Raw genomic sequence first — 22,085 nt, 5'->3', positions numbered from 1 at the left:
GGGGGCGTATGTCCGGAGCGGTACGGGCGCGGCGGCGGGCGGAACGGGTGGAACGGGAGATCGCGGACTTCCTGCGCATCGGGCCGGTGCAGGTGGCCGAGCTGGACCTCGGGGACGGGGAGGACGCCGGAGTGACGCTCAAGCCGGGGCCGGGGAGTCCTCCCGTGACCTCGGGTGAGGTGTTCGTGCTGGTCAGACGGGCGGGGCGGCCGGTCGGCACGTTCCTGGGCCGGGTGCCGGAGGACGCGGACCCGGTGGCGGTGCTGGCCGGGGCGGCCCGGGGGGTGGGGGTGCCTCCGGGGCCGGGGGTGGGGGTGCCTCCGGGGCCGGGGTCGGCGGTGTCCCCGGGGCCCGGTGAGCGGGGCGGGCTCGTGCCGCCGTCCGTCAGCGTGGTCGTCGCGACCCGGGAACGGGCCGGCCGACTCGCCCGCGCGCTGGACTCGCTGCTCGACCAGGGCCACCCGGACGCCGAGATCGTCGTCGTGGACAACGCCCCGGTCACCACCGAGACCCGCGACCTCGTCGAACGGAAGTACGCCGACCGGGTCCGGTACGTCTCCGAGCCCGTGCCCGGTCTCGCCGCGGCGCACAACCGGGGGCTCGCGGTCGTGCGCGGCGAAACCGTCGCCTTCACCGACGACGACGTGGTCGCCGACCCCTGCTGGCTGACCGAACTGACCACGCCCTTCGCCGCCGACCCCGCCGTCGGCTGCGTCACCGGCCTGATCCTGCCCGCGCAACTGCGGACCCCGGCCCAGGTCCTGCTGGAGAGCCACGGCGGCTTCGCGAAGGGCTTCACCGCACGGACGTACGACCCCGATGACCCGCCCGCCGACGAACCGCTGTTCCCCTTCACCGCGGGCCGGTTCGGCTCGGGCGCCAACATGGCCTTCCGTACGGCCGTACTGCGGGCGGTCGGCGGCTTCGACCCGGCCACCGGCGCGGGCACGCACGCCAGGGGCGGCGACGACCTGTACGGCTTCGTCCGCGTCCTCGCCCAGGGGCACCGGCTGCACTACACGCCGCTGGCCCTCGTCTGGCACCACCACCGGGAGACCTGGCAGGACCTGGAGACCCAGGCGTACGGCTACGGCGCCGGCCTCACCGCCTACCTCACGGCGACCCTCGTCAACCGCCCCGCCCTGCTCCCGGCGTTCCTCGCCCGCCTGCCCCGCGGGCTGGCCCGCGCCCGTGCGCTGACGGCGGTGCGGGGGGCGGGGGCGGTGCCGGACGGCCGTTCGGAGGGGACGCCGGTGACCGGGCCGGGTGGGCATGACGACCGGTCCCATGCCTGGCCCCGGCGGCTGTCCGGGCTGCAACGCCGGGGGATGCTCTACGGCCCCCTCGGCTATCTGCGCGCCCGCCGCGCGCTGCGCGCCACGGCCGGGTGGCGGAGACGGGAGAGACGGTGAGCGAGGGCCCGCGAGACGACGGCACGCGAGCCGGGACGGCCGGCCGGGGTGAGTGCATCCCCGTGCTGCTCTACCACGCCGTGATGGACGAACCGCCGTCCTGGATCGCCGAGTTCACCGTCGGTCCCCGGGAGTTCGCCGCGCATCTGGACGCGGTCGCCGACAGCGGCCGCACGCCCGTCACGATCAGCGCCCTCGCCGACCACCTCGCCGGGCGCGCCCCGCTGCCGCCCCGGCCGGTGCTGCTCACCTTCGACGACGGGTTCGCCGACCTGCCCGGCCGCACGGCGGAGACGCTCGCCGCCCGCGCACTGCCCGCCACCGCCTACCTCACCACCGGCGCCATCGCCCCGGGCGGACACAGCCTGCTGCCGCCCGCCCCGATGATGACCCTGGCCCAGGCGGCCGGCCTGGAGGCCCTCGGCATGGAGGTCGGCAGCCACACCGTCACCCACGCCCAGTTGGACACCCTGTCCGCCAAGGCGCTGGCGGCCGAACTCCGTACCTCCAAGGCCGTACTCGAGGACGCCCTCGGCCACCCGGTACGCCACCTCGCCTACCCGCACGGCTACAACAGCCCCCGCGTCCGGGCGATGACGGCCCGCGCCGGGTACGAGACGGCGACCGCGGTGCGGCACGCGCTCAGCTCCGAGCGCGACGAGCCGTACCGCATCGCCCGGCTCATCGTCCGGCGCGGGCACACCGTCACCGATGTCCGGGCCTGGCTGGCGGGCGAGGGCGTCCGGGTCGCCCCGTACCGGGACGGGCCGAAGACGGTCGCCTGGCGCTGGTACCGGCGGAGCCGCGCACTGCTGCGGGGCCCCGAGTTCGCGGGCTGAACCGGGTCACTCCAGCGGCTGGTTGAGGTACGGGTCGGCGGCCGTCGCGCGCAGCCCGGCCCAGGCCGCGTCGCCGGCCACGGACAGGTCGCAGTGCGGGCCGGGGTCCCGGTGGTTCCACTGGAGCGCGGCCTTGACGCCCTCCAGTTGCTTGAGGACGGGGGCGACCTGCGCGTACCAGTCGGCCTGCCGGTCCGGCCGGTCCGGGTCGGCGGCGCTGCCGAACTCGGAGAGCATCAGCGGCTTGTCGTCGGATATGTGCGCGCGGATCCACTCGTGGCTGGCGGTCTGGGTCTGGGCGAAGCTCAGCCACTCCGCCCGGTGGCAGAGGTAGTAGTTGTACTGGTTGTAGCCGATCCAGTCGACGTACTCGTCGCCGGGATACATCCGCTCCATCAGGCCGGCGTTGCCCAGGTAGCCGGTGGTGATCCAGGTCCACACCACGTTGCCGACGCCGAGTTCGCGGAACCGGTCGTGGACGTGCCGGTAGGCGCGCACGTACTCCTCGGGGGTGCCGGCGTCCGGGGTGCGGGTGTCCATCTCCAGGTCGAAGGAGAGGAAGACCTTCTTGCCGGTGCGCTGGCCGTACGCCTTGATCCGCTCGGCCTGGACGTCGATCACCGAGGCGTCCAGCTCCCCGTCGGCGATCCGCTTCCAGGTGGGCTGCTGCCGCTCGGTGCCGCCCCACCACTTGCTCTCCCAGGACAGCAGCAGCATCCGGTCCTCGCCGACGCGCTGCTCCTGCTCGGTCAGGAGCCGGCCCTCCAGCCGGTCCTCGGTGACGGCGGACATGTCGTGGTACGTGTAGACGATGTCGAGCCTGCGGCCGACCCGCCGCTCGTAAGCGCGCACCTTCTCGGCCAGATCCGTCCGCTCGTGCGGCACGAACGCCCCGAACCAGGCGCCGCAGGGCGGTTCCAGCAACGCGGTCGGGCGGCACTTCCCGTCCCGCCCGGACGGGCCCGCCGCACCGTCCCCGTCCGGTCCGCGGGCGTCCCGGAGGGCGAGTACGGCGATCAGCACCGCGCAGGTGACGGTGACGGTGGTCAGCAGCAGGCGGCGTCGGTTGCGGGACTGGCCGGGGAGGTCCCGTGCGGGGCGGCGGCGGAAGGGGCGGGGGAAGGGGCGGGGGGCTGTCACGGAGCGGAACCCTTCCGTGTCCTCGGTTTCGGCCTTTGTGTCGGCGGCGTGCGCAGGCGGGGGCTGCACGCGGCGAGCGTGGTCAGCAGGGTGAGGACCAGCAGGACCCGCTCGCCGCTGAAGGCATGGACGGCGAGCAGCACCGTCGAGACGAGCATGACGGCGCAGATGCTCAGCAGCACGGCCAGCATCGCCCGTTCCAGCAGGTCCGACTGGCGTTCGAACGCCGCGTCCGGGCGCGCGACCGGGCCCTCGGCGGGCCGCGACCGCAGCGCCGGGCCGCAGACTCCGGTCAGCGCGGCGCCGGGGCCGGCGGCCAGGAAGGCGACGACCGCCGCGCCGCGCAGCGGCGAACCGCCGGGCAGGGCGAGGGCGGCCAGTGCCAGCCAGCCGCCGAACGGGGGCATCATCCGGACCACCAGCTCCTGCGGTGTCAGCATCGCTCGGCTCCCCTCGTCAGCTCGCCGGTCTCAGGACGTAGAGCACCCCGGCGTCGTTCTCGGCGATCAGGCGGAATCTCGGTGAGGCGGCCACCGATCCGCGGATGCGGTCCAGCCGGGCGGCGTCGAGCTGGCCGTTCATCTCCGAGTCGGCCACCTGGCCCCGGGTGAGCAGCAGATAGGCGCGGCCGGGTGGTGCGACGCCGGCCATGTCCCGGGCCAGGGTGGCGGCCGGGCTGCGCACGATCCGGTCGACGTGCGCGCGGCCGTCGTCGAGGAACCAGTAGTGGTCGACTCTCCAGTACGCGTCGTAGGCCAGCGGGTAGTTCCGGTTGGCGGCGACGACGAGGGAGCCGTCGGGCGCCTGCTCGAACAGGTGCCGGACCAGGGCCACTTCCTGCGGGGGGAAGTAGCTGATGCGGTCCTTGCCGGAGTAGGCCGGCACGAACGCGAGCGTCCCGGCGAGCAGCGCGAGCGGCGGCGCCCAGATACCGGGCCGGAGCCTGGCCGTCAGGAGCCGGGTGGAGCGGATGGGCCGGACGGGCCGGGTGGGGCGGACGGGCCGGACGGGCCGGATGCGCCGTCGGCGGGCGGTGGCCTCCTCGGCGGCGAGGTCGGCGAGGTCGGCGGCCAGGGTGCGTACCTTGGGCAGCAGCGCGGCGGCGGCGAAGAAGGCCGCACCGGGCAGCATGAACATCAGCACCCGGAAGATCATCTCGCTGCCGTAGCTGCTCGCCCCGAACATCGGCAACGGGGCCGCCGCCACCAGCAGCAACGGCAGCGCCCGGTACCGCAGCACCGGCTGGCGCAGCACCCCCAGCCCCGCGAGCAGCAGCACCGACCCCGACAGCAGCCGGGCCGCCCAGGAGGCCGCGATCGCTCCGGTGCCGGTCGGGGTGGTCCCGTACCCCGCCTCCACGTTGCCGCCGACATCGCCGACGGAACGGATCATGTCGGGCATCGCGGCGGACAGGAAGGGCAGCGCCGCCGTGAGACACCAGGCCAGGAAGATCACGACCGTCGCGGCCACCGGCACCCAGTCGCGGTAGCGGCGGGTCAGACACAGGGCGAGCAGGGAGACGACCAGCATGCCGGGGGTCAGTTGGTGGGCGACGACGATGGTCGTGACCAGCAGCGTCAGCAGCACCGTCCAGACCGCCGGCCGCTGCCGCCCGTACCCGTATCCGCACTCGGGCCCGTGCCGGTATCCGGGCCCGTGCCCGCCGCGCCGCCCGCCGTACCGGCGCAGCACGACGGCCAGGACGCCCACGTGCAGCACGAAGGCGACGGACTGCGGTGAGAAGTAGTCCTGGCCGACCCAGTTGGCGACGTAGAACAGCCAGACCGCCGTCCAGATCATCCGCCGGTCCGTGGTGAACGTGCGGTAGATCAGCAGCAGCGGGACCAGCAGCAACAGGCTGGAGACCAGCGGCCACCACGCCATGTACACCGCCGTGTCGTCCACACCGAGCAGCCGCACCAGCGCGGCCTGGGCGGCGAAGAAGCCCGGCCACTGGTCGTAGACGGCCAGGTCGCCGAGTTGCGCCTCGGTGCGGAATCCGCCGTGGGTCAGCAGGTGGTCGACGACGGCGTCGTGCTTCCACGCCCACGAGTACAGCGGGGTCGGGTACAGCAGCGCCTGGGTGGCCCGCTCCATCAGCAGCAGCCCGATGACGTACGCCAGCGACCAGCCCTGCCGGCGCTTCGGGGCGCGGACGATGCACCAGAAGCCTGCGGTCAGCGTGACCAGTCCGGCCCAGAAGGCCGGGTGCACCGCGCTGACCAGGCCGAAGTCGTCCAGGTCGGAGACATCGGTGTGGCGCAGCGCGTACGCCCACAGCGCGAGCGCGGCCAGCAACGGCAGGGCGGGCCGGGCGAGGGCCAGGTGGTGGGCGAGCCGGACGGGCGGGAGGTCGGCGAGGTCCGTCACGTCCGGTTCTCCGTCCGCCGTGCGCGGTGCGGGCGCGGGCGCGGGCTCTGGTGCGGCTCTCCCCCGCGGAGTTGCTGGCGGACGCACGACGGTTCCCCCCTGCCGTTCGGCACTGCGCTATCTGGTGTCGGCTTCGGTTTGGCGTGTCGGTGCGGGGCGGCGCCGTGACAGCAGTGAGACGAACACGGCGAGCAGGGCGAGCACGGTGAGCAGCAGCAGGAGGGGCGCCGCGACCGGCGCGAGTGCCTGCCGCCACACCCAGCCGCCCACCGCGACGAGATACAGCACCCCCCAGCGCCCCGGCCACGGCACCCGGTCGCCCAGGGACCCGAGCAGCAGCCACAGCGGCACCAGGCACAGCAACTGGCACACGGTCGGCGCCCACCGCAGCACCGCCTCGGGCCCGTCCAGCCCGACCGTCTCCGCGAGAGATCGGGCCGTCCGCGCGTACAACGTCCCGCCCACCGGCCGTGGTTCCCGGCCGAGGGCGAGCGGTGCCGCGTACAGCGCGATCAGGGCGGAGCCCAGCGCGGCGCCGGGCAGCCAGGGTTCGGGCCGGGCGCAGAGGGTCACCGCCGCGACGAACACCACGAGCAGCACGCCCCCGGCGACGAGCGCGGCGGGGGGCAGCCCTTCCAGCAGCGTGCGGCCGGTGAGTACGGCGTCGGACGGGCCGTCCAGCCAGGGCAGTCCGGCGATCGCCGTCCAGTACACCGCGGTGGCGGCGGCGAGCAGCGCCCACAGGGCGGTCCGTAGTGGACGCTCCTGTGGCTCCTCTTCCTCGGACCGGGCCGGGCCGGTCGGGGCCGGGCCGGTCGGGGCCGGGCCGGTGCGGTCGACCGCGGCCGGGGTGCCGGGCCGCTGCGGGCGGACGATCAGCGCGAGGGTGTCCGCCTCCAGGGCCTCCCGTTCGTATCCGGGCCGCCCGATGAACAGGGCGACGGTGTCCTGGTCCGGTCCGTCCGTCCCGTCGCGCGGCCGACCGCCGGCCCGGCCCTGTTCGTACGCGGCCCGGCGGGCCCAGTTGGTGCCGTACCCGGCGGTGGCGTTCAGCCGCGCCCAGCGGGTGCCGTAGGCAGGGGGGCCGGTCCGCCCGTCGCCGCCCGCCGTCCCGGCGCCGGGGGTGCCGGGGGTGCCGGGGGCGCCCGTGCCGCGCAGTGCCGCGCGCAGGCCGGGGACGCAACCGGCGGCGACCACCGTCATGCCGCCCAGCACCGCCCAGCCGGCGCCCGCGATCCCGGCCGGCGTGAACAGCAGGGCGGCGCCGCTCAGGACCAGCGCGCACATGGCGCCCTGGACGGCGGCGAGCACCCCGGTCCGGCCCTGCACGCGCAGCACCCCTATGTACAGCTCGACGACGATCCTGGGCAGCGCGCCGAGGGCGAGCAGCCGCAGCACCGTGGCGCCGTGCGTGGCGTAGTCCTCGTCGAACGGGGCGAGGATCCACGGCGCGAAGAGCACCAGGACGAGGACCACCGGGACCAGCAGCACGGTCATGCGGCGCAGCGCCCCGCGCACCCCGTCGGCGAGGCGGCGGGGGTCGTGCGAGGCGTGCGCGGTGAGCGAGGAGGCCATGTTGATGGCCAGGAACTCCATCGTGCCGCCGACGGTGTACGCCACGTAGAAGTAGCCGTTCTCGGCGGCGGTGAAGTTGACGGCGACCATCACCGGCAGCAGGTTGATCATCGCCAGGCTGAACAGCGCCCCCAGCGAGTCCCCCGCCAGGAAGCGGCCCATCTCGCGGGCCCCGGGCGGCCGCACGTCGCGGTCCTGGGCGGCCTGGCGCGGGATCAGCCGGCGGAAGATCAGCCAGCCGAGCGGCAGGGTGGAGAAGGCGATGGCCACGGCCCAGGAGACGAAGATGCCGAGGACGGGCAGGACGGTGGCGAGGACGAGGAGCAGGACGAGTTTGCCGACCGAGAACACCGCGTTGCCGACCGGTACCCACTCGGCCTTGCGCAGGCCGGTCAGCACCCCGTCCTGGAGGGTGAGCAGCGCCCACGCCACGCACGCCGCGACGAACAGCGTCCCCGCCGCCGGGGCGCCCAGCGGTGCGTACGACGATCCCCACCGGTCGAGGGTGAGCAGGAAGATCCCGGCGGCCAGGGCGACGACCACGGAACTGGCCGCGTAGGCCCGCCACACGAGGGTCCCGGTCGCGCGGCCGGCCCGGGGTACGAAGCGGACGACGGCGCCGATCATCGTCGTCGCCGTGATGCTGGCCAGCAGCCGCATCGCCGCGATCGCCGCGGAGCCCTGGCCGACCGCGTCCTCCGAGTAGTAGCGGGCGGCCATCAGCCAGAAGCCGAGGCCGAGGACGGCGGAGACGCCGGTGCTCAGCATGAGGAAGTAGGCGTTCTTGAACAGCGAGTCGGAACCGGAGCCGGAGCCGGAGCCGGGTCCGTCCGCCGGACGCCCGGCGCCGCCGCCGTCGTCGTCGGCGGCGGCGGCGGCGGCGCCTCCCCGCACCCGCGTCTCAGCCACCCGCCGGCCCCCGCCCTTCCCGCCACGCCGCGGCCGAACGGTGCGGGTCCACCGACGGGCGCGGGTCCGCCGGCCGGTCCGGGTCCGCCGACCGGTCCGGGCCCGCCGACCGGTCCGGGTCCGCCGACGAGCGTGGGGCCGCCAACGGGTGCGGACCCGCCGACCGGTCCGGGTCCGCTGACCGGTCCGGGCCCGCCGACCGGCGCGGGTCCGCCGACCGGTCCGGGCCCGCCGACCGGTCCGGGCCCGCCGACCGGTCCGGGCCCGCCGACCGGTCCGGGCCCGCCGACCGGTCCGGGCCCGCCGACGAGCGTGGGGCCGCCAACGGGTGCGGACCCGCCGACCGGTGCGGACCCGTAGGCCACTCGGCGGGCCGTACGTCGGCCTCCTCAAGGGCCCGGATCGCCGTGCGGGCGCGCAGGGGGTCCACGGGCAGCGCGTGCCGCGCGAACCAGCGTGCCGCCTCGGGCGCGGGCGAGGGGTCGGTGAACTCGGCGCGCGCGTAGTCGTCCAGCGGCGGGTCGTACAGGTATCCGACGTCGACGCCACGGCGGGACAGGGCGGCGGCCGCCGCTTCCCGGTCCGCCACCAGCAGCGGCACCCGGAACAGCGGCCGGGTGCCGCCCGGCGGCCGGGGCCCCGCCCAGCGCGTCGCCTGGAGCAGCTCCGTACCGGCGCGGCAGGCGGCGAGGACCTCGTCCAGCCGGTCGAGCCGGCGGCTGACGCGGCTGAGCCGGAACCGGCCCGAGCGCAGCCGGTAGTCGTGCAGGTCGACCCGTACCCAGGGGTCGTACGCGGTGAGGTCCGGGGCGGCGGCGACCGCCCGGGCCAGTTCGCGCGGGCGCAGCGGCATCCGGATCCCCTCGCGGTCCGCCAGGCCCAGCAGCCGCAGGGTCGCCCGGGCGGCCCGCCGCAGTTGCAGTGCCCGGACCGCCGCCTCGGCGTACGGCCGTACCGCGTAGGCGAGTTCGGCCGTGGTCCGGCGCGGGGCCAGGAGTTCCTCGCAGGACGCGGCCAGGGTGTCGCGCAGTCCCGGGTCGGCCAGGGCGAGGATGCCCCCGGTCCGGGCGCCGACGTGCTTGGACAGGCTGAAGACGGAGGCGTCGCCCCAGGCCCCGACCGGCCGGCCGCCGACCTCGCCGCCGATGGCGTGCGCCGCGTCCTCGAAGAGCGGGATGCCCGACGCGTCGCAGCGCGCCCGCAGCCGGGGCGCCGGGTCCGGGTTCCCGTACAGATTGGTCGTCAGGACGGCGGAGAGCGTGCCCCAGGTCTCCTCGGGGACGGCGTCGATGTCGAGGGAGCCGTCCCACGGGTTCAGCGGCGCCTGCACGGGCCGCAGCCCGGCCGCGAGCACGACGAAGAGGATGACGTCGTCGTTGACCGGCGACATCAGCACCCGGCCGCCCGGCGGGCACCAGTGCCGCAGTGCCACGTACAGGCCGAACCGGCACGACGGTACGTACACGCACTCCCGGCCGAGTCGCTCCCGCATGGTCTCTTCCGGCCGCGCCGACCGCGAAGCGGACCCCGTCCGGCCCGGACCGGCCTCCCCACTGGCCATCCGCCCCCCTGATGTGCCCTGGGAAACCCCCTCCCCGAGGTCTTCCGGCACCCGCCCAGAGTCTTCCTGTTCGCACCGCTCCGTCAAGATTGCGGATCGGCCTGTGGACAACCTCCCCGCGCACAAGCGGAAGCGGAGCGCCACCCGCCGGTCCCGCCCCGCTCCGGCCCCTCCCGTTCCCTTCCCGCCCCGCCCCCGCGTGCTCTGCCCAAGACCGCCGCCGCGGCCGTAACGTGTGGCCCGGCCATGGAACGCGTGGCCCGGGCGGCGCGTCCGCGCACCCGGCGAACACGAAAGCGAGGCAGCACCCGATGCCCCCCTTCGATGTCCCCGAGGGCGACCCCTTCGGCCCGCACAACCTTCCGTACGGCGTGTTCTCGCACCCCGGCTCGCCGGAGCGGAGGGTGGGCGTCCGGCTCGGTGACCACGTCCTCGACGCCGGCGCGGCGGCCCACGCCCTCGGATCGCCGTACGCCTCCCTGCTCGCGCACGAGAACCTCAACCCGCTGCTGGCGGCCGGGCGCACCGCCTGGTCCGACGTCCGGCGCGCGCTGACGGCCTGGGTGACGGTCCCCTCCCACCGCGCGACCCTCGAACCGCTGTTCCACCCCCTGTCCTCGGTCACCCTGCACCTGCCCTTCGAGGTCGCCGACTACGTCGACTTCTACGCCTCCGAGAACCACGCCCGGAACGTCGGCCGGATCTTCCGCCCCGACGCCGCCGACTCCCTGACGCCGAACTGGAAGCACCTCCCGATCGGCTACCACGGCCGCTCCGGCACGGTGGTGGTCTCCGGCACGGACGTCGTACGCCCCTGCGGGCAGCGCAAGGCTCCCACCGACGCCGCGCCCGTCTTCGGGCCGTCCGTCCGGCTGGACATCGAGGCCGAGGTCGGTTTCGTCGTCGGTGTGCCCTCCGGGCTCGGCCGGCCGGTGGCGCTCGCCGACTGGCGCGAGCACGTGTTCGGCCTCTGCCTGCTCAACGACTGGTCCGCGCGGGACATCCAGGCGTGGGAGTACGTCCCCCTCGGCCCGTTCCTCGGCAAGTCCTTCGCCACCTCCGTCTCCGCGTGGATCACTCCGCTGGACGCCCTGGAGGACGCGCGGGTCGCGCCCCCGGAGCGGACCCACCCGCTGCTGCCGTACCTGGACGACTCCGACGAGGAGCCCAGCGGCTACGACCTGCGGATCTCCGTCGCCGTCAACGGTCATGTCATCTCCGAGCCGCCCTTCTCCACCATGTACTGGACGGCCGCCCAGCAGTTGGCCCACCTGACCGTCAACGGCGCCTCCCTGCGCACCGGCGACCTGTACGGCTCGGGCACCGTGAGCGGCCCCGCCGAGCGGCAGCGCGGGTCCCTGCTGGAGCTGACCTGGAACGGCCGCGATCCGCTCGAACTCCCCGACGGCAAGCGGACCTTCCTGGAGGACGGCGACGTGGTGACCCTCTCCGCCTGGGCCCCCGGCCCGAACGGCACCCGGGTCGGACTCGGCGACGTGACGGGCCAGGTGGTCGCGGGCTGACGTCCCGGCGGTCGCCCCCGGGTGGCGCCGCCGAATGTGCCGTATCCGACGGGCTCCGGCACCTGACTCGCACCCCCCGGCGGCGTCATACTGGCGGCGGGTGGTGTGCGCGGCACACCCGCCCGCCCGTACGCCCCAGAGCCGAGCCGCCTTCCGACCAGGATCCGGAGCCCGTGGCATGACCGTCTGCCTGCTCCTGCTGAGCGTCGTCGCCCTGACCGCCGCCGTGCCGGTGCCCCGCGCGCTGACCCGGGCCAGTTGGCCGGAACGGGACCCGGTGGTGGGGCTGTGGGTGTGGCAGTGCCTGGTCGCCACGGTCCTGCTGTGCTGTCTGACGGCCCTGGCGCTCGGCGCCGCCGCCGTCTTCGGCACCGTCCGCGCCCAGTTGTTCGCCCCGGCGCCGCCCGCGGTGACCGCCGCGTACAACCTCTCCGCCGGTCCGCCCTGGGCGGCGGCCCTCACCCTGCTGCTGGCCTGCGGTGCCGCCTGGACGACCGCCATGCTCGCCCGGGAGCTGGTCGAGGCCCGCCGCCGGCGCAGCCAGGCCCGGACCCACCTGCGCGAACGCGCCCCCGACCTGCCCGCCGGGCTGCCCGCCGCCCGGGGCCCGCTGCTGGTCCTGGAGGACGAGTACCCGGACGCCTGGTGGATGCCGGGCAGCCCGCCCCAGCTCATCGTCACCACCGGTGCCCTGCAGCGCCTCACCGACCACCAGCTCGACGCCGTCCTCACCCACGAGCGCGGCCACGCCCGCGCCCGCCACGACTGGCTACTCCACCTGTCCACCGCACTGGCCACCGGTTTCCCCCGTATCCCGCTCTTCGCCCACTTCTGCGACCAGACCCACCGCCTGGTGGAGCTCGCCGCCGACGACACCGCCTCCCGGCGCTGCGGCCACCTGACCACGGCCCTCGCCCTGATCGAGCTGAACCAGCACCGGGGCGTCCTGTCCTGCGCGTCCAGCCGCCGTCTCCTCGGCGAACGCGTCGACCGCCTGCTGGAGCCCCAGCCCCGCCTGGGCCCCCGCCACCGCGCCCTCACCACCGCGACGGCCGCGCTGGTCCCGCTCCTCCCTCTCCTCATCGTCTTCGCACCCGGACTGACGGCGCTGTCCTGACGCCGCGCTCCGGCGTGACGGCCCTGGCGTGACGGCTCCCTGCCGGCACCCGAGCCCGCGCTCCGGTGTGACGGCCTCGGCGTGACGGCCCCCCGCCGGCACCCGTCCCGTACCGGCGGCTGACGCATCCCCGCCGTCCCTTCCGGCCGGTGGCCCGCGGTGGCGGAACCGCCCGCGCGAGCACCGAAACCCCAGCTCACGGCCATGACCGGCGGAGCACCGGGTGGCGCAACACTGCGGCAACACCACTTTCCCTACCGAAAAGCTAGGGTTCCGCACATGCCACCCGCCGACCGCCTCCGCGACCACGCCGGACAGGGCGCGACCACCGTCGCCGCCCACCGCGCGCACCGCCGGCTGCGCGCCGACCGGGCCCGGCAGCTCGCCGACCTGCTCCGCCACCAGCTCCTCACCGACGCGTATCCCGGCGGCACGCTCCCCCACGAGGACACCCTCGCCGCCGACTACCGCGCCTCCCGCAACACCGTGCGCGAGGCCCTGGACCTGCTGCGCGCCGAAGGGCTCGTGGCGCGGCAGCCGGGTGTCGGCACGGTCGTCGTGGCCCGCAAGTACCCGCACGGCCTCGACCGGCTGATGGGCCTGGCGGAGACCCTGCACGAGCACGGCCGGGTCACCAACGAGGTCCGCACCACGGTCCCCGTCCCGGCGCCCGCGCCCGTCGCCGAACGCCTCCGCCTCGCCCCCGGCAGCGAGGTCCTCTACATCGAACGGCTGCGCCGCCTCAACGGCCTCCCCCTCTCCCTCGACCTCACCTACGTCCCGCTCGACCTCGGCACCGAACTGCTCGGCGCCGACCTGGAGAACACCGACGTCTTCCGCCTCCTGGAGTCCGTCACCGGCCGGCCGCTGGGCCACGCCGAGATCACCCTTGAGGCCGTCACCGCGGACGCCCACTCCGCCGCCGTCCTGGAGGCGCCGCGCGGCGCGGCCGTGCTGATGCTGGAACGGCTCACCCACCTCGCGGACGGCCGGCCCGTCGACCTGGAGTTCATCCGCTTCCGCGGCGACCGCATCGCGATGAGCGGCTCGCTGCACCGGTCCCTCTGACCCTCTCCCCCGCGCACCTCCCTGGAGACAGCCATGCCCTTGGCGCCCCAGCGGGCCGACGTGCCCGTGACCATCGACGAGTCGAAGTGCATCGACGGCTGCACCCTCTGCGTGGACATGTGCCCGCTGGACTCCCTGGCCATCGACGAGAGCAGCGGCAAGGCGTACATGCACGTCGACGAGTGCTGGTACTGCGGCCCGTGCGCCGCCCGCTGCCCCACCGGGGCGGTCACCGTCAACATGCCGTACCTGCTCCGGTGAGAGGCGCGATCTCCCATGCCACACATCACCGCTCCCCTGCCACGCGTCCCCGCTCCCCTGCGCCGCACCCCCGCTGCCCTGCCCCGCACCCCCGCCCGCCTGCGCCGCGCCGCGCTCGCCGCCTCCGCGCTCGCCCTGCTGCTCCCGCTGAGCGCGTGCGGCGGTGACGCCGAGGCCGGTGACAGCTCCACGGTCACCGTCACGGTCGGCTACCAGTCCAAGACGATCAACACGGTCACCGCCGGGACCCTCCTGCGCTCCCTCGGCTCGTTCGAGAAGCACCTGAACTCCCTGGGCGACGGCCGCACCTACAAGGTCGTCTGGCAGGACTACGCCACCGGCGCGCCCATCACCGCGCAGATGACCGCCAAGAAGATCGACATCGGTTCGATGGGCGACTTCCCGCTGCTCATCAACGCCGCCCGGGGCAAGCAGCTCGGCACCCCGACCAAGCTGGTCTCGGTCACCGGGTACAACCTGCGCGGCGGTCTCAACACCATCGTCACCGCCCCCGGTTCCTCCCTCACCTCGCTGGCGGACCTCAAGGGCCGGAAGGTCTCCACGAGCGTCGGCTCCGCCGCCGACGGCACCCTCGTACGGGCCCTGCAGCGCGCGGGGCTCGACCCGGAGAAGGACATCGAGAAGCTCAACCAGCAGCCCGCGGTGGGCGCCTCGGCGCTCGACTCGGGCGGCGCGGACGCCCTGTCGCAGTTCGTCGCCTGGCCGGGCCTGCTCGCCCACCAGGGCAAGGCGAAGGCCCTGTACGACGGTGCGCAACTGAATCTGCCCACCTTCCACGGCGTCACCGCCCGCGAGGACTTCGCGCGGCGCCACCCGGCCGTGCTGGAGGCGTTCCTGAAGGCGCAGGCGGAGGCGACCGACTACCTCGCCGAGCATCCGGTGGCCGCGGCCGAGAAGGTCGCCGACGCCACCGGCCTGCCCGCCGAGGTCGTCTACCTCTACAACGGCGCTCACGGCATCGCCACCTTCGACCCGGCGATCAAGCCTCGCCTGGTGGCCGCCCTGAAGGAGGACGTGGCGGTCCTGAAGTCCGCGAAGCTGACCGGCGACGTGGACGTGGACGCCTTCGTCGACGACCGGTACGTCAAGAAGGCGCTCGGCGCCACGGCGTACGCCCGGCGGCTCGCCTCGGCCCCGCCGGAACCCGCCGGCGAGGTCTGGCTCAAGGGCGCCTCGAAGACCCTCACCTTCACCTCTCCCTCCGCTCTGCTGCGCCAGGTGGCCGCGCACCGCGACACCGTCCGCGCCGCCTATGTGCCCGACACCACCACCGGCACCCTGTGGTTCGCCGACCGGGCCGTCTGGGTGGCCGACGGCGACCGGCTGCTGCCCTTCGTCGCCCCCGCGACCGCCCGGGCGTACCTCGACTCCCACGGCGGCGCCCGGCTCGTCCCGTACACCGAGGCGCTGGAGCGGGCGTCATGACCCGCCGGGTACGCCCGGTACGGCAGGGCACCGGCCCGCGTCCCGCCGCCCGTTACGCGCTGCGCGCCGCCGCCCTCGCCGTCGCGCTCGCGCTGTGGCAGGTGCTCAGCGGCCGGGACGTGGACCTGTGGCTGCGGTTCTCGCAGTTCCCCACCGTCGCCGACGTGGCCCGCGCCTTCGCGGGCCGGGTGACCGGCCCGGACTACTGGACGGACCTCACCGAGAGCCTCACCCGCATCCTCACCGGCTTCCTGCTCGCCGCCGTCCTGGGCGTGGCCGCCGGGGTGCTGGTGGCCCGCTCCCGGCTCGCCGAGGACCTGCTGGGCCCACTGCTGGAGGTGGTCCGGCCGATCCCGGCCATCGCCCTCGTCCCGGTGGCGATCCTGCTCTTCCCCTCCAACGAACAGGGCATCGTCTTCATCACCTGCGCCGCCGCGTTCTTCCCCGTCCTGGTCTCCACCCGGCACGCGGTGCGCGCGCTGACCCCGGTCTGGGAGGAGGCGGTGCGCACCATGGGCGGCGGCCGGTGGCGGGTGCTGGCCACGGTCGTCCTGCCGGGCGCGCTGCCCGGCGTCTTCGGCGGCCTGTCGGTCGGCATCGGCGTGTCGTGGATCTGTGTGATCTCCGCCGAGATGATCTCCGGCCAGTACGGCGTCGGCTACCGCACCTGGCAGGACTACACGGTCGTCGACTACCCCGGTGTCTTCGTCGGGATGATCACCATCGGTGTCCTGGGCTGGCTCACCTCCACGGCCGTCGAACTCCTGGGCCGCCGCCTGACCCGCTGGCTCCCCCGCACCTCCTACGTCCCCGGCGCCCGCCCGAGGACCGGCCGGCCGGCCGCCCCCGTCTCCCCCGCCGCCACCGCCGTACCCGCGGGTCCCGCCGGCCCCGCCGGTCCCGAGCCCGAGGAGGCACGCGATGAGCACCTCGTCCGAGACTGAGGCCCGCGCGGCGGCCGTTCCGCGCCCGCCCGCGCGGGGCACCCGGCTCACCCTGCGCGCCGCCGCCCTCGGCCGCCCGGACGCCCCCGCCGTGACCGGCGTCGACCTCGACGTGGCCCCCGGGGAGATCCTCACCGTCGTCGGCCCCTCGGGCTGCGGCAAGTCCACGCTGCTGCGCACCCTGGCCGGGCTGCTGCCCCCGCTGGCCGGGGCCGTGGAGCAGGACGGCCGCCCGGTCGACGGGCCGGCGGCGGACCGCGCGCTGGTCTTCCAGGACGACGCGCTGCTGCCCTGGCGCACCCTGCGCGCCAACGTCGAACTCCCCCTCGCCTTCCGGGGCGTGCCCCGCGCGGCACGCCGGGAGCAGGCCGCGGCCTGGCTGGAGCGCGTCGGACTCGCCGCGCAGGCCGGGCAGTTGCCGCACCGGGTCTCCGGCGGGCAGCGCCAGCGCGCGCAGTTGGCCCGCGCCCTGGCGGGGCGCCCGCGCGCCGTCCTGATGGACGAGCCGTTCGGCGCCCTCGACGCCCAGACCCGGGCCGGCATGCAGGAGCTGCTGGTCGAGGTGTTGCACGGCACGGGCGCGACCGTCGTCTTCGTCACCCACGACGTGGACGAGGCGCTGTTCCTCGGTGACCGCGTCGCGCTGCTCGGCGCCGGCCGGCTCACCGCCGTCCGCGACGTGCCCCGCCCGCGCGACCGCTCGGCCCACGACGACCCGGCGCGGGTGGCCCTGCGCCGCGACGTCCTCACGTCCCTCGGTACCTGAAAGGCCCCCTGGTGGAGATCCCCGCCCTCACCGACGCCGAAGAACTCACCTGCGACGTCCTCGTCATCGGCGGCGGCACCGCCGGCACCATGGCGGCGCTGACCGCGGCCGAACGCGGCTCCGACGTGCTGCTCCTGGAGAAGGCCCACGTCCGGCACTCCGGTGCCCTCGCCATGGGCATGGACGGCGTCAACAACGCCGTCGTCCCCGGCCGCGCCGAACCCGACGACTACGTCGCCGAGATCACCCGCGCCAACGACGGCATCGTCGACCAGTCCACCGTCCGCCAGACCGCCACCCGGGGCTTCGCCATGGTGCGCCGCCTGGAGTCGTACGGCGTGAAGTTCGAGAAGGACGAGCACAACGAGTACGCGGTCCGCCAGGTGCACCGCTCCGGTTCGTACGTGCTGCCGATGCCCGAGGGCAAGGACGTGAAGAAGGTCCTGTACCGGCAGTTGCGGCGGCGGGAGATGCGGGAGCGGATCCGCATCGAGAACCGGGTGATGCCGGTGCGGGTGCTGACGGCCGGGGGGCGGGCGGTCGGCGCGGCGGGCTTCCACACCCGTACCGGCCGGTTCGTCACCGTCCGCGCGGGCGCGGTGATCCTGGCCACCGGCGCCTGCGGCCGCCTCGGCCTGCCCGCCTCCGGCTACCTGTACGGCACCTACGAGAACCCCACCAACGCGGGCGACGGCTACGCGATGGCCTACCACGCCGGTGCCGAACTGACCGGCATCGAGTGCTTCCAGATCAACCCGCTGATCAAGGACTACAACGGCCCGGCCTGCGCCTACGTGGCCAACCCCTTCGGCGGCTACCAGGTCAACCGGCACGGCGAACGCTTCGTCGACTCCGACTACTGGTCGGGCCAGATGATGGCCGAGTTCGCCGCGGAGGTCGCCGGCGGGCGACCGCGGCCCCGTCTACCTGAAGCTCAGCCATCTGCCGGAGGAGTCGATCTCGGCCCTGGAGTCGATCCTGCACTCCACCGAACGCCCCACCCGGGGCACCTTCCACGCGGGCCGCGGCCACGACTACCGCACCCACGACGTCGAGATGCACATCTCCGAGATCGGCCTGTGCGGCGGCCACTCCGCCTCCGGGGTACGGGTGGACGACCACGCCCGCACCACCGTGCCCCGCCTGTACGCGGCCGGGGACCTGGCCTGCGTCCCGCACAACTACATGATCGGCGCCTTCGTCTTCGGCGACCTGGCCGGCGCGGACGCGTCCCGGTACTCGGCGTACGACGGGCCGCTGCCGGCCGACCAGGTGCGCGAGGCCCATGAGCTGGTCTACCGCCCGCTGCGCCATCCCGACGGCCCGCCGCAGCCCCAGGTCGAGTACAAACTGCGCCGCTTCGTGAACGACTACGTGGCCCCGCCGAAGTCCGGCGCCCGGCTGTCGCTCGCCCTGGAGGCGTTCGAACGGATGCGGGCCGACATCGCCGCCATGGGCGCCCGCACCCCGCACGAGCTGATGCGCTGCGCCGAGGTCACCTTCATCCGCGACTGCGCGGAGATGGCGGCCCGCGCCTCGCTGGCCCGCACGGAGTCCCGCTGGGGCCTCTACCACGACCGTCTCGACCATCCCGACCGGGACGACGCGTCCTGGTTCCACCATCTCGATCTGCACAAGTCCCCCTCCGGTGCGATGGAGTTCACGGCCCGTCCCGTGGCTCCCTATCTGGTTCCGGTCGACGGCTTCACCCCGTCCGGCGGCCCGTCCCGGCACCTCGGCGAGGTCCACCCCGAGCAGGTGGCGACGGCGGGCGCCCGCGAGGTGGCCCCGGTCGCCGTCCGGCCGCCGGCCGCCTCCTCCGACCGGGCCGGCGGCCCGCGCCGGGACGCCGGGGAACCGGCCGCCGGCACCTCCCCCCGGCTGCTGCGGCTGCTCGCCCTGGCCGAGGCGGAGCCCGACCTCGCCGCCGTCGCCCCCTATCTCTCCGATGCCGAACCCGCCGTGCGCCGCACCGCCGTCACGGTGCTGACCGAGACCGCCCCGGCGGGCACCGGGCCCGCGCTCGCCGCCTCGCTGTCCGACCCCGACGCCGGGGTCCGGGCCGCCGCCGCTGCCTCCCTGCGCGAACTGGCGGAGACCCTGACGCCGGAACCGGCGCTCGGCGAACCGCTGCGCAAGGCGCTCGCCCAGCCCGACGCCGTCGTCCGCGCCACCGCCCTGGACCTGCTGCGCGCCCTCCGGCTGGGCGACTCCGCCGTCTACACGGAGGCGCTCACCGACCCCGACACCACCGTCCGCATCGAGGCCGTCCGCGCCCTGGTCTCCCTGGACGAGGCCGGCCCGGTCGCCCGGGCGGCGGACGACACCTCCCGGGAGGTCCGCGTCACCGCCGCCAAGGCACTGGGGTCACTGGGCGCGGCGGCCCCGCTCCCCGGCGGCGCGGCCGGCGCCCTGGACCGCCTCACCGGGGACCCCGACGCGCTGGTCCGCGCGGCGGCGTTCGAGGCGCTGGCCGGAGCCGGGTGCCCGCCGCCGGCGGCCGAGCGGGCGGTCCGCGCGCTGTCGGACCCGGCCTGGCAGGTCCGGGCCGGGGCGGCCACCGCGCTGTCGGCCGCCGCCCCCGGCACGGCGGTCCCCGCCCTCGCCAAGGCCCTCGCCGACCCCAACGCCGATGTCCGCAAGGCCGCGGTCCTGGCCCTGACCCGGCACACGGCCGGCACCGAGGCACGCGCCGCCCTCGCCACCGCCACCGCCGACCCCGACGCGGACGTCCGGGCCTACGCGGCCCGGGCCCGCTGACCCGGACACCACCGCCCCGGCTCCCGCGCCAGCGGGCCCGGGCCCGCGTGCCAGGACACCGCCACGGGACACCACCAGTACCGCCTCCGCCGGACCGGCCTTCGCGCCCGCGAGCCCGAGCCCGCCGACCGGCACACCGCCACGGGACACCACCAGTACCGCCTCCGCCGGACCGGCCTTCGCGCCCGCGAGCCCGAGCCCGCCGACCGGGACACCGCCACGGGGCACCACCGGTACCGCCTCCGCCGGACCGGCCCTCGCGCCCGCGAGCCGCCCGGACGGGACACCGCCTCGGGCACGGCGCCGCCGTCGCCCGCAGGCAGGCGCCCCGCGGCTATATCCAGTCCTCGCCCTCGGGCTCCGGCTCCCGCTCGGCCCAGTCGTCCGGCCCGGGGGCGGCAGGGGCGGGGACGGGAGTGTCCGCGCCCGCGGCAGCCGGGGCGTCCCCCTCCGGACCCGGTCCCCCGCCGGACGGACCGGTGAGCGAGGCGAGCACGCCCAGCACGCCCTCCCCGTACGTGGTCAGCTTCTTCTCGCCGACCCCGCTGATGCCGCCGAGCTGCCCGATGGAGGTCGGCCACACCGTGGCGATCTCCCGGAGCGTGGCGTCGTGGAAGATGACGTACGCCGGGACGCCCTGTTCCCTGGCCTGTTCGGCGCGCCAGGCGCGCAGCGCCTCGAAGGCGGGGAGCAGTTCCGCGGGCAGTTCGGCCGCGGCGGCCTTGGCCTTGCGCTCGCCCCGGGAGCTTCCGGAGCCGCCGGACGCGCGGGCCGCCGCCGGTTTCTTCGGCTCCTTGCGCAGCGGCACCTCCCGCTCCCGCCGCAGCACGGCCGCGCTGTCGTCGGTCAGCACCAGCGTGCCGTACTCCCCCTCCACGGCGAGCAGCCCCTGGGCGAGCATCTGCCGGACGACGCCGCGCCACTCGCCCTCGGTCAGCTCCTCGCCGATGCCGAACACCGACAACTGGTCGTGGTCGAACTGGATGACCTTGGCGGTCCGCTTCCCCAGCAGGATGTCGATGATCTGCCCCGCGCCGAACTTCTGCCCGCGCTCCCGCTTCAGCCGCACCACCGTGGACAGCACCTTCTGCGCGGCGACCGTGCCGTCCCAGGTCTCCGGCGGGGTGAGGCAGGTGTCGCAGTTGCCGCAGCCCTTGGGGTCCGGCTCCTGCCCGAAGTAGGCGAGGAGCTGACCGCGCCGGCACCGCGCGGTCTCGCACAGGGCGAGCATCGCGTCCAGGTGGGCGTGGGCCCGGCGCCGGAACGCCTCGTCGCCCTCGCCGGACTGGATCAGCTTGCGCTGCTGGATGACGTCGTTGAGGCCGTACGCCATCCAGGCCGTCGACGGCAGTCCGTCGCGGCCCGCGCGGCCGGTCTCCTGGTAGTAGCCCTCGACCGACTTGGGCAGGTCGAGGTGGGCGACGAACCGCACGTCCGGCTTGTCGATGCCCATGCCGAAGGCGATGGTAGCGACGACCACCAGGCCGTCCTCCCGCAGGAACCGGGACTGGTGCGCCGCGCGGGTGCCCGCGTCCAGGCCCGCGTGGTACGGCACCGCCTCGATGCCGTTGGCGGAGAGGAACTCGGCGGTCTTCTCCACGGAGTTGCGCGAGAGGCAGTAGACGATGCCGGCGTCCCCCGGGTGCTCCTCGCGCAGGAAGGCGAGCAACTGCTTCTTGGGGTCGGTCTTCGGCACGATCCGGTACTGGATGTTGGGCCGGTCGAAGCTGGCGACGAAGTGCCGGGCCGCCGGCATGTTCAGCCGCTCGGTGATCTCGCGGTGGGTGGCGTGGGTGGCCGTCGCGGTCAGCGCGAGCCGCGGCACGTCCGGCCAGCGCTCGCCGAGCAGGGACAGCGCGAGGTAGTCCGGCCGGAAGTCGTGGCCCCACTGGGAGACGCAGTGCGCCTCGTCGATCGCGAACAGCGCGATCTTGCCCCGGGAGAGCAGGTCCAGGGTGCTCTCCAGGCGCAGCCGCTCGGGCGCCAGGTAGAGCAGGTCCAGTTCGCCGGCGAGGAACTCGGCCTCGACCACGCGCCGCTCGTCGAAGTCCTGCGTCGAGTTCATGAACCCGGCGCGCACGCCCAGCGCCCGCAGCGCGTCCACCTGGTCCTGCATCAGCGCGATCAGCGGCGAGACCACGATGCCCGTACCGGGCCTGACCAGGGACGGGATCTGGTAGCACAGCGACTTGCCGCCGCCGGTCGGCATGAGCACGACGGCGTCGCCGCCGGCCACCACATGGTCGATGACCGCTTCCTGCTCGCCGCGGAACTCCTCGTACCCGAAGACCCGCCGCAGCGCGGCCACCGCCTCGCTGACCGTGGCCCTCGCCTGTGCCGTCTCGCCCATCACACCCATGCCGCCCATCGTCCCGCCCCCCGTACGTCCTGCCT

At 75.2% G+C, this 22,085-nt stretch carries 16 protein-coding genes and 1 pseudogene; 11 read left to right on the top strand and 6 right to left on the bottom strand.

Features of this window, described 5'->3' with window-relative positions; genetic code table 11:
• Positions 1 to 8: 8 nt before the first annotated feature.
• On the top strand, positions 9 to 1,412 hold the full coding sequence (locus IE316_RS30150) for a glycosyltransferase family 2 protein (RefSeq protein ID WP_190207705.1): 1,404 nt from the start codon (positions 9 to 11) through the stop codon (positions 1,410 to 1,412).
• 83 nt (positions 1,413 to 1,495) lie between these two features.
• Entirely contained in the window at positions 1,496 to 2,251 is a 756-nt protein-coding gene (locus tag IE316_RS30145; protein ID WP_190207729.1) for a polysaccharide deacetylase family protein, read from the top strand.
• Positions 2,252 to 2,257: 6 nt separating this feature from the next.
• Here the strand turns inward: IE316_RS30145 and IE316_RS30140 are convergent, their stop codons facing one another.
• The 5 genes and pseudogenes from IE316_RS30140 to IE316_RS30120 form a co-directional block, all read right to left on the bottom strand.
• Complete coding sequence (locus IE316_RS30140; RefSeq protein ID WP_268257658.1) at positions 2,258 to 3,391, bottom strand: glycoside hydrolase family 26 protein; 1,134 nt, start codon at positions 3,389 to 3,391, stop codon at positions 2,258 to 2,260.
• Positions 3,388 to 3,831, bottom strand: a complete 444-nt coding sequence (locus tag IE316_RS30135; protein WP_373311349.1) for a DUF8471 domain-containing protein — start codon at positions 3,829 to 3,831, stop codon at positions 3,388 to 3,390. The genes IE316_RS30140 and IE316_RS30135 overlap by 4 nt, the downstream gene beginning before the upstream one ends.
• A gap of 16 nt (positions 3,832 to 3,847) precedes the next feature.
• Positions 3,848 to 5,761, bottom strand: coding sequence for a glycosyltransferase (locus IE316_RS30130; RefSeq protein WP_190207704.1), 1,914 nt, complete (start codon positions 5,759 to 5,761; stop codon positions 3,848 to 3,850).
• A 117-nt stretch (positions 5,762 to 5,878) separates the two neighbouring features.
• Positions 5,879 to 8,245: a lipopolysaccharide biosynthesis protein gene (locus tag IE316_RS30125; protein WP_190207703.1), complete on the bottom strand. Its 2,367-nt coding sequence runs from the start codon at positions 8,243 to 8,245 to the stop codon at positions 5,879 to 5,881.
• Positions 8,246 to 8,576: 331 nt separating this feature from the next.
• Positions 8,577 to 9,737, bottom strand: a pseudogene (locus tag IE316_RS30120) (DegT/DnrJ/EryC1/StrS family aminotransferase); the annotation flags it as partial.
• Positions 9,738 to 10,117: 380 nt separating this feature from the next.
• On the opposite strand from IE316_RS30120, the gene fahA reads away from it, so the two are divergent.
• The 9 genes from fahA (at position 10,118) to IE316_RS36115 (ending at position 19,691) form a co-directional block, all read left to right on the top strand.
• Positions 10,118 to 11,329: a fumarylacetoacetase gene (fahA, locus tag IE316_RS30115; protein WP_190207702.1), complete on the top strand. Its 1,212-nt coding sequence runs from the start codon at positions 10,118 to 10,120 to the stop codon at positions 11,327 to 11,329.
• Between the two features lie 178 nt (positions 11,330 to 11,507).
• A complete protein-coding gene (locus IE316_RS30110; RefSeq protein WP_190207701.1) occupies positions 11,508 to 12,446 on the top strand; it encodes a M56 family metallopeptidase in 939 nt (312 codons plus the stop codon).
• A gap of 279 nt (positions 12,447 to 12,725) precedes the next feature.
• The gene (locus IE316_RS30105; RefSeq protein ID WP_190207700.1) at positions 12,726 to 13,514 is read left to right on the top strand and encodes a GntR family transcriptional regulator; all 789 of its coding nucleotides are present in this window, start codon (positions 12,726 to 12,728) and stop codon (positions 13,512 to 13,514) included.
• Positions 13,515 to 13,547: 33 nt separating this feature from the next.
• The gene (locus IE316_RS30100) at positions 13,548 to 13,775 is read left to right on the top strand and encodes a 4Fe-4S dicluster domain-containing protein (protein ID WP_030347217.1); all 228 of its coding nucleotides are present in this window, start codon (positions 13,548 to 13,550) and stop codon (positions 13,773 to 13,775) included.
• Between the two features lie 99 nt (positions 13,776 to 13,874).
• The gene (locus IE316_RS30095) at positions 13,875 to 15,221 is read left to right on the top strand and encodes an ABC transporter substrate-binding protein (RefSeq protein ID WP_190207726.1); all 1,347 of its coding nucleotides are present in this window, start codon (positions 13,875 to 13,877) and stop codon (positions 15,219 to 15,221) included.
• Complete coding sequence (locus IE316_RS30090) at positions 15,218 to 16,165, top strand: ABC transporter permease (protein WP_190207699.1); 948 nt, start codon at positions 15,218 to 15,220, stop codon at positions 16,163 to 16,165. Before IE316_RS30095 ends, IE316_RS30090 begins: the two co-directional genes overlap by 4 nt.
• The gene (locus tag IE316_RS30085) at positions 16,143 to 16,931 is read left to right on the top strand and encodes an ABC transporter ATP-binding protein (protein WP_190207698.1); all 789 of its coding nucleotides are present in this window, start codon (positions 16,143 to 16,145) and stop codon (positions 16,929 to 16,931) included. The genes IE316_RS30090 and IE316_RS30085 overlap by 23 nt, the downstream gene beginning before the upstream one ends.
• Positions 16,932 to 17,020: 89 nt before the next feature.
• Positions 17,021 to 18,220: an FAD-binding protein gene (locus IE316_RS36120; protein WP_308438949.1), complete on the top strand. Its 1,200-nt coding sequence runs from the start codon at positions 17,021 to 17,023 to the stop codon at positions 18,218 to 18,220.
• A complete protein-coding gene (locus tag IE316_RS36115; RefSeq protein ID WP_308438948.1) occupies positions 18,117 to 19,691 on the top strand; it encodes a HEAT repeat domain-containing protein in 1,575 nt (524 codons plus the stop codon). The genes IE316_RS36120 and IE316_RS36115 overlap by 104 nt, the downstream gene beginning before the upstream one ends.
• A gap of 334 nt (positions 19,692 to 20,025) precedes the next feature.
• On the opposite strand, the gene recQ is transcribed toward IE316_RS36115, so the two are convergent.
• The gene (gene recQ / locus IE316_RS30075; protein WP_190207697.1) at positions 20,026 to 22,059 is read right to left on the bottom strand and encodes a DNA helicase RecQ; all 2,034 of its coding nucleotides are present in this window, start codon (positions 22,057 to 22,059) and stop codon (positions 20,026 to 20,028) included.
• Between the last annotated feature and the right edge of the window lie 26 nt (positions 22,060 to 22,085).

It is taken from the genome of Streptomyces fumanus (genome assembly GCF_014655295.1).
GTDB lineage: Bacteria > Actinomycetota > Actinomycetes > Streptomycetales > Streptomycetaceae > Streptomyces > Streptomyces fumanus.
This window is presented reverse-complemented; position numbering and strand designations above follow the sequence as displayed.

Excerpts from the sequence above, each read along its gene's own strand:
- IE316_RS30150 (WP_190207705.1), top strand. The coding sequence starts at position 9 with ATGTCCGGAGCGGTACGGGCGCGGCGGCGGGCGGAACGGGTGGAACGG.
- IE316_RS30145 (WP_190207729.1), top strand. The coding sequence starts at position 1,496 with ATGGACGAACCGCCGTCCTGGATCGCCGAGTTCACCGTCGGTCCCCGG.
- IE316_RS30135 (WP_373311349.1), bottom strand. The coding sequence starts at position 3,831 with ATGCTGACACCGCAGGAGCTGGTGGTCCGGATGATGCCCCCGTTCGGC.
- fahA (WP_190207702.1), top strand. The coding sequence starts at position 10,118 with ATGCCCCCCTTCGATGTCCCCGAGGGCGACCCCTTCGGCCCGCACAAC.
- IE316_RS30110 (WP_190207701.1), top strand. The coding sequence starts at position 11,508 with ATGACCGTCTGCCTGCTCCTGCTGAGCGTCGTCGCCCTGACCGCCGCC.
- IE316_RS30105 (WP_190207700.1), top strand. The coding sequence starts at position 12,726 with ATGCCACCCGCCGACCGCCTCCGCGACCACGCCGGACAGGGCGCGACC.
- IE316_RS30100 (WP_030347217.1), top strand. The coding sequence starts at position 13,548 with ATGCCCTTGGCGCCCCAGCGGGCCGACGTGCCCGTGACCATCGACGAG.
- IE316_RS30090 (WP_190207699.1), top strand. The coding sequence starts at position 15,218 with ATGACCCGCCGGGTACGCCCGGTACGGCAGGGCACCGGCCCGCGTCCC.
- IE316_RS30085 (WP_190207698.1), top strand. The coding sequence starts at position 16,143 with ATGAGCACCTCGTCCGAGACTGAGGCCCGCGCGGCGGCCGTTCCGCGC.
- IE316_RS36120 (WP_308438949.1), top strand. The coding sequence starts at position 17,021 with ATGGCGGCGCTGACCGCGGCCGAACGCGGCTCCGACGTGCTGCTCCTG.
- IE316_RS36115 (WP_308438948.1), top strand. The coding sequence starts at position 18,117 with ATGATCGGCGCCTTCGTCTTCGGCGACCTGGCCGGCGCGGACGCGTCC.
- recQ (WP_190207697.1), bottom strand. The coding sequence starts at position 22,059 with ATGGGCGGCATGGGTGTGATGGGCGAGACGGCACAGGCGAGGGCCACG.